8 protein-coding genes and 1 pseudogene are annotated in these 14,814 nt (G+C 40.0%); 7 read left to right on the top strand and 2 right to left on the bottom strand.

Annotated elements, in window-relative coordinates; all coding sequences use genetic code 11:
- Positions 1–101: 101 nt before the first annotated feature.
- Both nrdE and nrdH read right to left on the bottom strand, forming a co-directional pair.
- Complete coding sequence (gene nrdE, locus SOR_RS05265) at positions 102–2,261, bottom strand: class 1b ribonucleoside-diphosphate reductase subunit alpha (protein WP_000523279.1); 2,160 nt, start codon at positions 2,259–2,261, stop codon at positions 102–104.
- 80 nt (positions 2,262–2,341) lie between these two features.
- The gene (nrdH, locus tag SOR_RS05260) at positions 2,342–2,560 is read right to left on the bottom strand and encodes a glutaredoxin-like protein NrdH (protein WP_000259239.1); all 219 of its coding nucleotides are present in this window, start codon (positions 2,558–2,560) and stop codon (positions 2,342–2,344) included.
- A 362-nt stretch (positions 2,561–2,922) separates the two neighbouring features.
- Between nrdH and SOR_RS05255 the strand changes: the two genes are divergently transcribed.
- The 7 genes and pseudogenes from SOR_RS05255 to SOR_RS05225 all read left to right on the top strand — a co-directional run bounded on the left by SOR_RS05255 (position 2,923) and on the right by SOR_RS05225 (position 14,778).
- Positions 2,923–3,186 (top strand): phosphocarrier protein HPr, encoded by a 264-nt coding sequence (locus tag SOR_RS05255; protein ID WP_000146948.1) that lies wholly within the window; start codon positions 2,923–2,925, stop codon positions 3,184–3,186.
- A gap of 5 nt (positions 3,187–3,191) precedes the next feature.
- Complete coding sequence (gene ptsP / locus SOR_RS05250; RefSeq protein WP_041170815.1) at positions 3,192–4,925, top strand: phosphoenolpyruvate--protein phosphotransferase; 1,734 nt, start codon at positions 3,192–3,194, stop codon at positions 4,923–4,925.
- 244 nt (positions 4,926–5,169) lie between these two features.
- Complete coding sequence (locus SOR_RS05245; protein ID WP_000700235.1) at positions 5,170–7,707, top strand: pneumococcal-type histidine triad protein; 2,538 nt, start codon at positions 5,170–5,172, stop codon at positions 7,705–7,707.
- A 194-nt stretch (positions 7,708–7,901) separates the two neighbouring features.
- A complete protein-coding gene (locus SOR_RS05240; RefSeq protein WP_000747424.1) occupies positions 7,902–8,819 on the top strand; it encodes a metal ABC transporter substrate-binding protein in 918 nt (305 codons plus the stop codon).
- A 7-nt stretch (positions 8,820–8,826) separates the two neighbouring features.
- Entirely contained in the window at positions 8,827–11,340 is a 2,514-nt protein-coding gene (locus SOR_RS05235) for a pneumococcal-type histidine triad protein (RefSeq protein WP_000700249.1), read from the top strand.
- Positions 11,341–11,564: 224 nt separating this feature from the next.
- Positions 11,565–11,711: pseudogene (locus tag SOR_RS05230) on the top strand (adhesion protein); the annotation flags it as partial.
- 19 nt (positions 11,712–11,730) lie between these two features.
- A complete protein-coding gene (locus SOR_RS05225; protein ID WP_000731457.1) occupies positions 11,731–14,778 on the top strand; it encodes a pneumococcal-type histidine triad protein in 3,048 nt (1,015 codons plus the stop codon).
- Positions 14,779–14,814: the final 36 nt, after the last annotated feature.

Raw genomic sequence — 14,814 nt, 5'->3', positions numbered from 1 at the left:
CGACTTTTTAGTTTTTCATAGTATTTAAGATACTTATCAAGTTTTGTCTGGTGGGTAACTTAATCAGTAGTCTGAGAAAATGTGGTTGCCTCAGATAAAAATTAAATCACACAGCTTTCACATTGGTTAGCACCGACTTCTCCACCGTCGTCTGTAAAGGTACGGACGTAGTAAATAGACTTGATACCCTTGTTAAAGGCATAGTTACGAAGGATAGACAAGTCACGTGTGGTTTGTTTATTTTCTTTCTTCCATTCGTAAAGACCTTTTGGAATGTCACTACGCATGAAGAGAGTGAGTGAAAGTCCTTGATCCACGTGCTCAGTCGCAGCCGCGTAAACATCAATCACCTTACGCATATCCATGTCATAAGCAGAAGTGTAGTAAGGAATAGTATCTGTTGACAAGCCTGCAGCAGGGTAGTAGATCTTACCGATTTTCTTCTCTTGACGTTCTTCGATACGTTGTGTAATCGGGTGGATAGAAGCAGAAACATCGTTGATGTAGCTGATAGAACCATTTGGCGCTACAGCTAGACGGTTTTGGTGGTAAAGTCCATCTGCTTGAACCTTTTCGCGAAGTTCAGCCCAATCAGCAGCACTTGGAATAAAGACATCTTTGAAGAGTTCTTTAACACGGTCTGATTTTGGAACAAACTCGCCTGTCACATACTTGTCAAAGTAGCTACCGTTAGCATAGTCTGATTTTTCAAAGTTGTGGAAGGTAATACCACGTTCGCGAGCGATATTGTTTGACTCCACTAAGGTCCAGTAGTTCATAAGCATAAAGTAGATGCTTGTAAATTCAACTGACTCAGGAGATCCGTATTCGATGAGTTGTTGGGCAAGGTAACTGTGAAGTCCCATAGCACCAAGACCAAAGGTGTGAGCCAAACTGTTTCCGTGGTCGATAGTAGGGACAGCTACGATGTGTGAACTATCTGTAACGAAAGTAAGGGCACGAACCATAGCGCGAATAGAACGACCAAAGTCAGGTGAAGTCATCATGTTGACCACGTTTGTTGATCCAAGGTTACATGAAACGTCCGTTCCCATTTGAAGGAATTCTTGAGCATCGTTGATCAAGCTTGGTTCTTGAACTTGAAGAATCTCAGAACACAAGTTACTCATGATAATCTTTCCATCTACTGGATTAGCACGGTTGGCTGTATCAATGTTGACGACATAAGGGTAACCAGATTCTTGTTGCAATTTAGAGATTTCCGTTTCCAAATCACGCGCCTTGATTTTTGTCTTGCGGATATTTGGATTTGCTACTAATTCATCATATTTTTCAGTGATGTCGATGTAGTTGAACGGTACACCATACTCAAGCTCTACAGAGTAAGGGCTAAAGAGATACATTTCTTCATTTTTACGAGCTAATTCGTAGAATTTATCGGGTACTACAACACCAAGTGAAAGGGTCTTCACACGAACTTTTTCATCAGCATTTTCTTTCTTAGTGGAAAGGAAGGCGATGATATCTGGGTGAAAGACGTTGAGGTAGACAACACCAGCACCTTGACGTTGACCAAGTTGGTTTGAGTAGGAGAAACTGTCTTCGAAGAGTTTCATAACTGGAACGACACCAGAAGCTGCTCCTTCATAACCTTTGATAGGAGCTCCAGCTTCACGAAGGTTGCTGAGGGAAATTCCCACACCACCACCGATACGTGAAAGTTGAAGAGCAGAGTTGATGGAACGTCCGATAGAGTTCATGTCATCAGTTACTTGAATCAAGAAACAAGATACCAACTCCCCACGACGAGCACGACCTGCGTTTAAAAAGGAAGGAGTAGCAGGTTGGTAGCGTTGATGGATGATTTCATTGGCAATATCAATCGCAACAGCTTCATCACCATCAGCAAAATAAAGTGCGTTAAAGAAGACACGGTCTTCCATGCTTTCAAGATAGTATTCCCCATCGTTAGTCTTCAAGGCATATTGATTGTAAAACTTATAGGCAGCCATGAATGATTTGAATTGGAAGTTTTGGTCTTTGATGAATTGATGCAATTCTTCCAAGAACTCTGGACGGTACTTCTTGAGAAATGCAGTTTCGATGTAGTTGTGTTCAATGAGGTAGTTGATTTTATCAGTGATTGAATCAAAAACCATGGTATTTGGTACTACATTTTCTTTAAAGAAGGCATCCAAGGCTTCTTTATCTTTATGAAGCATGATTTGTCCATTAACAGGACGGTTGATTTCGTTATTGAGACGGAAGTAGGTCACGTCCTCAAGATGTTTTAATCCCATAAAATTTCCCTTATCTAACTACAAAAGAAAGGCTTCTAAGTTAGCCCTAGAAGCAATCTCTTCTGGATGATGTACTAAGATTATGCTAACTGTTTTAGTTTTCCTGGTTGGAAACCTGAAAAAACTTCAGTTGGTGTTTGGATAATAGGAGCTGCGCTGAAACCGAGCTCTTTAACTTGATCGATGTACTCAGGTTGCTCATCAAGATTAATCTCACGATAAGCCACATTGTTGCTGTCCAAGAAACGCTTGGTCATCTTACATTGGACACAGTTGTTTTTAGAATAAACGGTTACCATTTTCGTAACTCCTCTTTCAAAATTGATTACTTTCTTAGTATATCAGAAAAAAAAACTTTGTCAAACTTTTTAAACTAAATCTTGTGCTAAAAAGTTACAGTTTCAAAAACAAAGCACAAGATATAGTGTTTTGTCAGAGTGTAAAATTGGGTTTTCATTGAACTATCAAAGTTTATCAAAACAAAAAAACTATATACTGTATATTGGTAAGATAAATAGAAGATTTTCAGCAAGTTATCAGAAAGGAAATAGAAGAAAGTCCATAAAACACTTGAAAAATTATCTAGAAGGTGATATAATACAGTCTTGTAAGGGTTATCACATATAATCCAAAAAAGAAATAACTAAAGGAGAGTCAAACTATGGCTTCTAAAGATTTCCACGTAGTGGCAGAAACAGGTATTCATGCACGTCCAGCAACATTGTTGGTTCAAACAGCTAGCAAATTTGCTTCAGATATCACTCTTGAATACAAAGGTAAATCAGTAAACCTTAAATCTATCATGGGTGTTATGAGTCTTGGTGTTGGCCAAGGTGCTGACGTTACAATTTCAGCTGAAGGTGCAGATGCTGACGACGCAATTGCTGCTATCACTGAAACTATGGAAAAAGAAGGATTGGCATAAGGAAAATGACAGAAATGCTTAAAGGAATCGCAGCATCTGATGGTGTTGCAGTTGCAAAAGCATATCTACTCGTTCAACCGGATTTGTCATTTGAGACTATTACAGTCGAAGATACAAACGCAGAAGAAGCTCGCCTTGATGCCGCTCTACAGGCATCACAAGACGAGCTTTCTGTTATTCGCGAGAAAGCAGTAGGTACGCTCGGTGAAGAAGCAGCTCAAGTTTTTGACGCTCACTTAATGGTTCTTGCTGACCCAGAAATGATCAGCCAAATCAAGGAAACAATCCGTGCGAAGAAAGTGAATGCAGAAGCAGGTCTGAAAGAAGTAACAGACATGTTTATCACTATCTTTGAAGGCATGGAAGACAACCCATACATGCAAGAACGCGCTGCGGATATCCGCGACGTGACAAAACGTGTATTGGCAAACCTACTTGGTAAAAAATTACCAAACCCAGCTTCTATCAATGAAGAAGTAATCGTGATTGCGCATGACTTGACTCCTTCAGATACAGCTCAATTGGACAAAAACTTTGTTAAAGCTTTTGTAACAAACATCGGTGGACGTACAAGCCACTCAGCTATCATGGCGCGTACGCTTGAAATTGCAGCAGTATTGGGTACAAACAATATCACTGAAATCGTTAAAGACGGTGACATTCTTGCCGTTAACGGTATCACTGGTGAGGTTATTATCAACCCAACTGATGAGCAAGCGGCTGAATTCAAGGCTGCTGGTGAAGCGTATGCGAAACAAAAAGCTGAATGGGCTCTCTTGAAAGATGCACAAACAGTAACTGCTGATGGCAAACACTTTGAATTGGCTGCCAACATCGGTACTCCAAAAGACGTTGAAGGTGTCAATGACAACGGTGCTGAAGCTGTTGGTCTTTACCGTACAGAGTTCTTGTACATGGATTCTCAAGACTTCCCAACAGAAGACGAGCAGTACGAAGCTTACAAGGCTGTACTTGAAGGAATGAACGGTAAGCCTGTTGTTGTTCGTACAATGGATATCGGTGGAGATAAGGAACTTCCTTACTTCGATATGCCTCACGAAATGAACCCATTCCTTGGATTCCGTGCCCTTCGTATCTCTATCTCTGAGACTGGAGATGCTATGTTCCGCACACAAATCCGTGCCCTTCTTCGTGCGTCTGTTCACGGTCAATTGCGTATCATGTTCCCAATGGTTGCGCTCTTGAAAGAATTCCGTGCAGCGAAAGCAGTCTTTGACGAAGAAAAAGCAAACCTTCTTGCTGAAGGTGTTGCAGTTGCGGATAATATCCAAGTTGGTATCATGATCGAAATCCCAGCAGCAGCAATGCTTGCAGACCAATTTGCTAAAGAAGTTGACTTCTTCTCAATTGGTACAAACGACTTGATCCAATACACAATGGCAGCAGACCGTATGAACGAGCAAGTTTCATACCTTTACCAACCATACAACCCATCAATCCTTCGTTTGATTAACAACGTTATCAAAGCAGCTCACGCTGAAGGTAAATGGGCTGGTATGTGTGGTGAGATGGCTGGTGACCAACAGGCTGTTCCACTTCTTGTCGGAATGGGCTTGGATGAGTTCTCTATGTCAGCAACATCAGTACTTCGTACACGTAGCTTGATGAAGAAACTCGATACAGCTAAGATGGAAGAGTACGCAAACCGTGCCCTTACAGAATGCTCAACAATGGAAGAAGTTCTTGAACTTCAAAAAGAATACGTTAATTTTGATTAATCGAAAAGTCCTTGCAACCCAGTTGCAGGGATTTTTTTAAGAACTTTCAAGAAAATCTTTCTTATATAAACTCCATTCTAGAGAAAGTAGCGGTGAAGAATAAAAAATACTTAACTGGTTCATAAAATTCTTGACAAGTTGCAAATTTAGGAGTAAACTATTAACCAGTTAAGTAATAGAGAGGAGTTTCTGCAATTTAGAAATGAATTGCAACTAGAAATATCAAAAAAGAAAGTGAGTTTCGATGAAAATTAATAAAAAATACCTTGCTGGTTCTGCGGCAGCTTTAATTTTAAGTGTTTGTTCTTACGAGTTGGGACTGTATCAAGCCAGAACAGTCAAAGAAAATAATCGTATTTCCTATATAGATGGAAAACAGGCTGCGCAAAAAACAGAGAATCTGACTCCTGATGAGGTTAGCAAGAAAGAAGGCATCAATGCGGAGCAAATCGTCATCAAGATAACAGACCAGGGCTATGTCACTTCACATGGTGACCACTATCATTATTACAATGGCAAGGTTCCTTATGATGCCATCATCAGTGAAGAGTTGCTGATGAAGGATCCGAACTACCAGCTCAAGGACGAGGATATTGTCAGTGAAATCAAGGGCGGTTATGTGATCAAGGTAGATGGAAAATACTATGTCTACCTTAAGGATGCAGCCCATGCAGATAATGTTCGTACAAAAGAAGAAATCAATCGGCAAAAACAAGAACATAGTCAGCATCGTGAAAGAGGGACTTCAGCAAACGATGGTGCGGTAGCCTTGGCACGTTCACAGGGACGCTACACCACAGATGATGGTTACATCTTTAATGCCTCTGATATCATTGAAGATACTGGTGATGCTTATATCGTTCCTCATGGCAATCATTACCATTACATTCCTAAGAGTGAGTTATCAGCCAGCGAATTGGCTGCAGCAGAAGCTTTTCTATCTGGTAGAAGTGGCCAATCAAACACGCCTACTTATCGCCGTACCAATAACAACAGTGCTAGTAGCGATGTAGATAGATGGACCCCATCCTATAATAACCAAGGCAGTGGCTATACGAACACGAACACATCTAACAACGGTAGCGACGATAGCCAAGCAAGTCAAAATGATGAGGATATTGATGGCCTTCTGAAACAACTTTATGCCTTGCCACTCAGCCAACGACACGTAGAATCTGATGGCCTTGTCTTCGACCCAGCACAGATTACAAGTCGAACAGCTAGAGGAGTTGCTGTGCCTCATGGGAACCATTACCATTTCATTCCTTATTCACAGATGTCTGAATTGGAAGAACGAATCGCTCGTATTATTCCTCTACAGTACAGTTCGAACCATAGGGTGCCGGATTCAAGACCAGAACAACCAAGTCCACAACCGACTCCGGAACCTAGTCCAAGCCCGCAACCTGCACCAAATCCTCAACCATCTCCAAGCAATCCAATTGATGAAAAATTGGTTAAACAGGTGATTCGAAAAGTAGCTGATGGCTATGTATTTGAGGAGAATGGAATCTCTCGTTATATTTCTGCCAAGGAACTTTCAGCAGAAACTGCTGCAGCCATTGATAGTAAACTAGACAAGCAAGAAAGTTTGTCTCATAAACTCGGAGCTAAGAAAACTAACCTCCCATCTGCTAATCGAGGATTTTACAATAAGGCTTATGATTTACTAGCAGCAGTTCATCAAGACTTACTTGCTAATAAAGGGCGTCAAGCTGATTTTGACACTTTGGATAAACTGTTGGAACGTTTAAATGATGAAAGCAGTGATAAAGTCAAGTTGGTGGATGATATCTTGGCCTTTCTAGCACCGATTCGTCATCCAGAACGTTTAGGAAAACCAAATGCGCAAATTGCCTACACTGATGATGAGATTCAGGTAGCCAAGTTGGCAGGCAAGTATACAACAGAAGATGGCTATATCTTTGATCCTCGTGATATCACCAGTGATGAGGGGGATGCCTATGTAACTCCACATATGACCCATAGCCATTGGATTAAAAAAGATAGTTTGTCTGAAGCCGAAAGAGCGGCAGCCCAGGCTTATACTAAAGAGAAAGGTTTGACTCCACCTTCAACAGACCATCAGAATCCAGGAAATACGGAGGCTAAAGGAGCAGAAGCTATCTACAACCGCGTGAAAGCAGCTAAGAAGGTGCCACTTGATCGTATGCCTTACAATCTCCAACATACCGTGGAAGTTAAAAACGGTAGTTTAATCATTCCTCATTATGATCATTACCATAACATCAAATTTGAGTGGTTTGACGAAGGACTTTATGAGGCACCTAAGGGGTATAGTCTAGAAGATCTCTTTGCGACTGTCAAGTACTATGTCGAACATCCAAACGAACGTCCGCATTCAGATAGTGGTTGGGGCAATGCAAGTGACCATGTCCAAAGAAACCAAAATGGTCAAGCTGATACCAATCAAACGGAAAAACCATCAGAGGAGAAACCTCGGACAGACAAACCTGAGGAAGAAAAGCCACGCGAAGAGAAGCCTCAAAGTGAGAAACCAGAATCTCCAAAACCAACTGAGGAGCCGGAAGAAGAATCACCAGAGGAACCAGAAGAACCTCAGGTCGACACTGAAAAGGTTGAAGCGAAGTTGAGAGAGGCTGAGGAGCTACTTGCAAAGATCCAAGACCCCATTATCAAGTCCAATGCCAAAGAAACTCTCACTGGCTTAAAAAATAACCTGCTATTTGGTGCTCAGGATAACAATACCATTATGGCTGAAGCTGAAAAGTTGTTGGCTTTATTAAAGGAGAGCAAGTAAAGGTAGTAGCATTTTCTAACTCCTAAAAACAGGATAGGAGAACTAGAAAAGATTAATCGAAAATGAGAGCAGAATGTGAGTTCTAGTTCTCATTTTTTTCATGAAAATGTGCAAAATATCTTGACATATAGTGTAAATAAAGATAAACTATTTACTAGTTAATTAAATGGTTAAATACTAGTTAAGGAGTAATGATGAAAAAAAGAACATTTCTATTATTAGTGGCAAGTCTGCTGGTTCTTGTCTTAGGAGCATGTGGTCAAAAAGAAAAACAAGAAGCAAAAGGGATGAAGATTGTAACAAGTTTTTACCCAATCTATGCCATGGTAAAAGAGGTATCAGGGGACTTGAATGATGTACGGATGATTCAGTCAAGTAGTGGGATTCACTCCTTTGAACCGTCAGCAAATGACATTGCTGCTATTTATGACGCGGATGTCTTTGTCTACCATTCTCATACGCTCGAATCTTGGGCTGGAAGTCTAGATCCTAACTTGAAAAACTCAAAAGTTAAGGTTTTAGAAGCTTCTGAAGGAATGACGTTGGAGCGTGTACCAGGTTTGGAAGATGTTGAAGCTGGTGACGGTATCGATGAAAAAACACTCTACGACCCTCACACTTGGTTAGATCCAGAAAAAGCAGGTGAAGAAGCTCAGATTATCGCTGACAAACTTTCGGAGATTGATAGTGCTAATAAGGAAACGTATCAAAAGAATGCTAAAAACTTTATTGCTAAAGCCCAAGAATTGACTAAGAAGTACCAGCCTATTTTTGAAAAAGCGAGTCAAAAGACCTTTGTTACACAACACACAGCCTTTTCTTATCTCGCTAAACGCTTTGGTTTGAAACAACTTGGTATAGCAGGGATTTCCCCTGAACAAGAGCCAAGTCCGAGACAACTAACAGAAATTCAAGAATTCGTTAAGACCTATAAGGTTAAAACCATCTTTACTGAGAGCAATGCTTCTTCTAAAGTCGCTGAGACCTTGGTCAAATCAACAGGAGTTAGCCTAAAGACCCTCAATCCTTTAGAAGCAGATCCTGAAAATGACAAAACTTACTTAGAAAATCTTGAAGAAAACATGAATGTTCTTGCAGAAGAATTAAAATGAGGAAATTATGAAAATCAATAAAAAATATCTAGCAGGTTCTGCGGCAGCTTTAATTTTAAGTGTTTGTTCTTACGAGTTGGGACTGTATCAAGCTAGAACAGTCAAGGAAAATAATCGTGTTTCCTATATAGATGGAAAACAACCGAGTCAAAAGGCAGAGACTTTGACACCTGATGAAGTCAGTAAAAAAGAAGGTATAAATGCTGAGCAGATTGTCATCAAGATCACGGATCAAGGTTATGTGACTTCTCACGGAGACCATTATCATTACTATAATGGTAAGGTCCCTTATAATGCTATCATCAGTGAAGAGCTACTGATGAAAGATCCGAATTATCAGTTGAAAGATTCAGATATTGTCAATGAAATCAAGGGTGGTTATGTGATTAAGGTAGACGGGAAATACTATGTTTACCTGAAAGATACGGCTCATGCGGATAATATTCGAACAAAAGAAGAAATTACTCGTCAGAAACAAGAACATAGTAGTAATCACGGAGGAGGTTCTAACGATCAGGCAGTAGTTGTAGCCAGAGCTCAAGGACGCTATACAACAGATGATGGTTATATCTTTAATGCATCTGATATCATCGAAGATACGGGCGATGCTTATATCGTTCCTCATGGTAATCACTTCCACTATATTCCTAAGAGTGACTTGTCTGCCAGTGAATTAGCTGCTGCTCAAGCCTTCTTATCTGGTAAAGGTGGTCAAACAAGCTCAGTTGGGTATCGTCCGTCTACAAATTCTTCTAGTAGCTCATCAGATGCATCGAATAGTAGTTCATACGGACAAACAAATTATAGTAAAGTTGAGACAAATATTAGAGGATGGGCTCCAAGTGTTAGCTCACAAGTGGATAATAGTTATCAAGAAAGTCCAAGTGAAGATGTATCTAGTCTCTTGAAACAACTTTATGCCTTGCCACTTAGTCAACGACACGTGGAATCAGATGGACTAGTCTTTGATCCAGCGCAGATTACAAGAAAAACTGCGAATGGTGTTGCAGTGCCACACGGAGATCATTATCACTTCATCCCTTATTCTCAAATGTCTGACTTAGAGCAGAAGATTGCGAGAATGATTTCTGTAAAAGGACAAAATAACGGAAACAACAGGCCAGTAAATACTCAAAAGCCAACAAACAGTACAGTTGAGCATACATTTTTAGGAAATTCAATTAAGGCTTATGGTAAAGGTCTGGATGGCAAACCATACGATACTAGTGATGGATATGTATTCAGTAAAGATTCTATCTATTCAGTTGATAAATCAGGCATTATAGCAAGACATGGAAATCATTTCCATTATGTGGGATTTGGAGAGTTAGAACAGTTCGAATTAGATGAAGTTAGCAAGTGGATGAAGGAAAAAGGCCAACCTAATGAGAGTGTTATTCCTTCAGAGAATATGGATAACAAAGAAAAACCAAAATTTGATTCAAAAAAAGTGACTGGTAAAGTGACTAAAGATGGTAAAGTAGGCTATGTTCTTAAAGAGAACGGAAAAGAATACTTCTACTCTCGAGATGAACTTGATCTTACTCAAATTGCTTTTTCTGAACAAGAACTCATGCTTAAGGATCGAGATCATTATCGTTATGATATAGTAGACACAGGGATCAAACCGAGATTAGCTGTAGATGTCTCAAGTTTGCCGATGCATGCAGCGAATACTACCTATGATACTGGAAGTTCATTCATTATTCCACACATTGATCATATTCATGTTGTGCCTTACTCATGGTTAGAGCCCGATCAAATTGCGACTATTAAATATGTCATGCAACACCCTGAGGTTCGTCCTGAAGTTTGGTCTAAGCCGGGTCACGAGGATTCAGGTTCCGTTATTGCTAATGTGACTCCTCTTGAAAAACGCGCTGGAATGCAGAATTGGCAAATTATCCATTCTGCTGAAGAAGTTCAGAAAGCTCTAGCAGAAGGTCGATTTGCAACTCCAGATGGTTATATTTTTGATCCGAAAGATGTATTGGCAAAAGAAACTTTTGTATGGGAGGACAAATCATTTAGTATTCCAAGAGCTGGAGGTGGTTCATTGAGAAGTATCACTAAATCCGACTTATCAGAAGTAGAATGGAAACAAGCGCAGGACTTAATAGCCAAAAGAATGAAAGAAAAGGAATCTAAAACTGAAACGTCTACGCGTCCTAATGAAGAATTAAAACCTGATTCAAACAATACTGAAAACAGTGATAAGAATAAGACTACTGTAGATAAAACTGAGGAGCAACCGAAGAAAAATATAGGGGAGAATGAGACTGGTACAACCAACGAAATTCCTTCAAAAAATAAAGAAATTTCCAAAGAAGAAAATGATGATGATTTACCAGATTATGGGTTAGATAAAGTAACTTTAAATGAACATATAGAAAAGTTAGCGAAAATTGCCCAAATTGATCCTAAGTTTCTAATCTTTCAACCAGAAGGGGTTCAGTTTTACAATAAAAACGGTGAATTAGTGATGTATGACATTAAGACACTAAAACAAATAAAACCTTAAAAGATTTTTATTAGTTATAACTATTCGAAAGGATATTGTTCTATTTTTGATAGAATAATGTCCTTTTCTTTGTTAAAAAAGCTGGGGGTTTCTGTCTTAAAAAAATGAATCAAAGAGTCCTAAAACAGTGATTTTATTTTTGGCGATTAAAATCTTGACTTATTAAATAAAAAAGATAAACTATTTACTAGTTAATTAAATGGTTAAACACTAGTTAAGGAGTTATGGTGAAAAAGAGAACGATTTTAGTATTGATGACCAGTGTATTGGTTCTAGTATTAGCTGCTTGTGGTCAAAAGGAAAGTCAGACAGGTAAAGGGATGAAAATTGTGACCAGTTTCTATCCTATCTACGCTATGGTTAAGGAAGTATAATGAGGAGATGATGAAAATGAAGAAGAAATACCTTGCAGCAGGATCGGCTCTTGTCCTTTCCCTAAGCCTTTGTATCTATGCATTGAACCAACACCAGGTAGAAGGAAACAAAGATAATAACCGTGTGTCTTATGTCGATGGGAAGCAAGATTCTCAAAAAACAGAGACCCAGACACCAGATCAAGTTAGCAAAAAAGAAGATATTCAGGCTGAACAAATTGTCGTGAAAATCACCGATCAAGGTTATGTGACTTCACATGGTGATCATTTCCATTATTACAATGGTAAAGTTCCTTTTGACGCGATTTTCAGCGAAGAACTGTTGATGAAAGATGCCAATTATCAACTGAAAGACGCTGATATTGTCAACGAAATCAAAGGTGGCTACATTATCAAGGTTGATGGTAAGTATTATGTCTACCTTAAAGATGCGGCTCATGCTGATAATATTCGTACGAAGGAGGAAATTGAGCGCCAAAAACAAGACCATACTCACGACGCACCAACTTCTAATAGTGCAGTGGCGCTTGCTCAATCTCAAGGTCGCTATACAACTGATGATGGCTACATCTTTAATCCTTCTGATATTATAGAAGATACTGGTGATGCTTATATTGTCCCTCATGGTGGACATTACCACTACATTCCAAAGAGTTCCTTGTCTGCTAGCGAATTGGCTGCTGCCCAAGCCTACCTCTCTGGAACTAGAAAACAAGCAAGTGTGACTGACTATCGTCCTAGTCCAAACGAAACTGGTCAAACTACCAACCCAAGTCAACAGGCTGAAACACCAAGTAATCAAGCTGAGAGTCTTCAGAGTCTATTGCAGCAACTCTATGCACTTCCAAGTACTCAACGTTATGCTGAATCAGATGGCTTGATTTTTGACCCTGCTAAGATTTCAAGTAGAACGCCAAGTGGCGTAGCGATTCCACACGGAAATCACTATCATTTCATCCCATATACAAAGCTTTCTGCCTTGGAAGAAAAGATTGCTCGAATGATTCCTTTATCTAGCGACAGTGGGAAACCAACACCTTTGGAAAGTCCAAGCAAACCAGCAGAGCATCCAGCTCAGCCAAATCATTCTCATGACCAAGACGGTGACCATGGAAGTCAAGGGACCAATCATGAAGATCATGACCATGATGGAGAGGAGCATGACCATCATCATGGTGAAGAACATGATCATGGCTTTGCAGCTGATCGCGTTATCAGTGAGGATGAGCAAGGTTTTGTAGTTTCTCATGGAGATCACGCTCATTATTTCTTTAAGAAGGACTTGACTGCAGCCCAAATCAAAGCTGCCCAAAATCACTTGAAAGAAAATCATCAGCCTCAGCACGTTCAACCACTTGCAAAGACTGTGGAAAGTTTCTCAAGAGATGCTAGCGATGAAGAAAAAATCAAGTATATCTCACAGACCTACGGGGTTCCGCTCGAAGCGATTCGTATTTCAAATGGATTCTTTGTCTTTGGAAATCCGGATCAAGCCTATGATCCAACCCATATCCATCCCTATGCTGTTCGAAAAGAACATGTTCGTATTCCTCTCCAAACTGGGAATCCAGAACTGGATTTCCTAAATGAACTGTATACGACTGCACTACGTGATGGGGTGTCTCCTTATAGTTTGCAAGTAGAAAATGGTAGTTTTGTGATTCATCACGGAGACCACAATCACTACATCAAGGTTCAAACTAAGGGCTATGAAGTAGCTTTGAAAAATAAGATTCCGGCCCTACAATCGACCTATCAACCTGGAGCATTTGATGAACAAACAGTTCTATCTAAGGTGGATCAACTTTTAGCAGATAGCAGAAGTCTCTACAAAGACCAGCCAATCATGCAGAGACGTGTTGAACTTGCTTTGGGGCAGTTCACCGAAAATATGAAAAAACTGGCAACAAACTCAACTGCTGGATACCTAGCAGCCTTGGATCTCTTCGATAAACAATACATCCATGTGGATCAAAGTGTGGCACCGGTTGAAACTTCCCCTTTAGATAAGAAGTACCAAGCCCTTGTAGATAAGATCAATACACTGGATACAGATACTTATGGCTTGCCTAAGAAAGATCTTTTGGTACATTTGCAGGAAGCAAAACTAGCACAGGATGAGGCAGAGTTGGCTGCCATTGAAGCAAAACTGCAAGCCTTGCAAGATTTCCGAGATCGGACAGGGGTTACAACAGTAGAGTACATCAAGTATTTCTATGAACATGTGTCTGATGGTCGTTTGAGAGAAGAACTTCGGAACCGTGTTGCCAAGTTGACATGGGAACTTTACCAGTCACAATCTTTCCTCAAAGCAACCGACTTGAACAAGTTATTCCCAACTATTTACCAAACTAAGCTAGAAGTAGAAGAAGCTCTCAAAGAAGAACCCGTATCTACAAAAGCTGGTAAGACTATTCTAGATACGGAAAAAGTAGATAGTCAAACTGCTAAGACAGCCATCTATGAATTCTTAAAAGAACTCTACGGTGATTTTATGCCAGAAGAGCGGGTTAGCCATGTTAAGAAGGAAGAAGTGGATACTCTCCTAACTAAAGCTGCTCAACTCCTAGCACGTGTCAAAGAAGATGGTGTCAAACAATCCCTAGCTGAAGAAGCAGCTAATATCAAAGCAGCTACTGAAAAGGAAAATGCAGACCTTGACGAAGCTAAAACACAACTTGAGGATCTTTTAAATCGTATTGCAGCGACTATCCAACGAGAGAAAAAAGAAGCGGAACAAGATCCACAAACGGTGATTATTTACCAAAAACTCTATAATGTCTTGCTCTCTCTTCACAAGTACTTAGAGGATAACAAAGGAACAGATGCTGACTTTGAACGTGTTGATGCCCTATTTGATCAACTTGCAGCCAAAAGCAGTGATAAAGAAGGCCTCCTCACTCTAGCTAAAGAAATCATTAGCTTGAACCAGGAACTCCGTTCAAAAGCAAGTAAAACTGATAGCCAATCTAAGTCTGAGAAAGACAGTGAAACAGCTGCTTCTAAACCAACAGAAAAGCAGGCGCAAAGTGAGTCTGAGACAAGTGCTCAACCAAATGAATAAAAAGAAAGGCGAAGTAGCTGAGCTACCTCGTCTTTT

Source organism: Streptococcus oralis Uo5 (assembly GCF_000253155.1).
Taxonomy (GTDB): domain Bacteria; phylum Bacillota; class Bacilli; order Lactobacillales; family Streptococcaceae; genus Streptococcus; species Streptococcus oralis_L.
The sequence above is the reverse complement of the archived record's forward strand: the minus strand, read 5'-3'. Positions and strand labels throughout refer to the sequence as shown.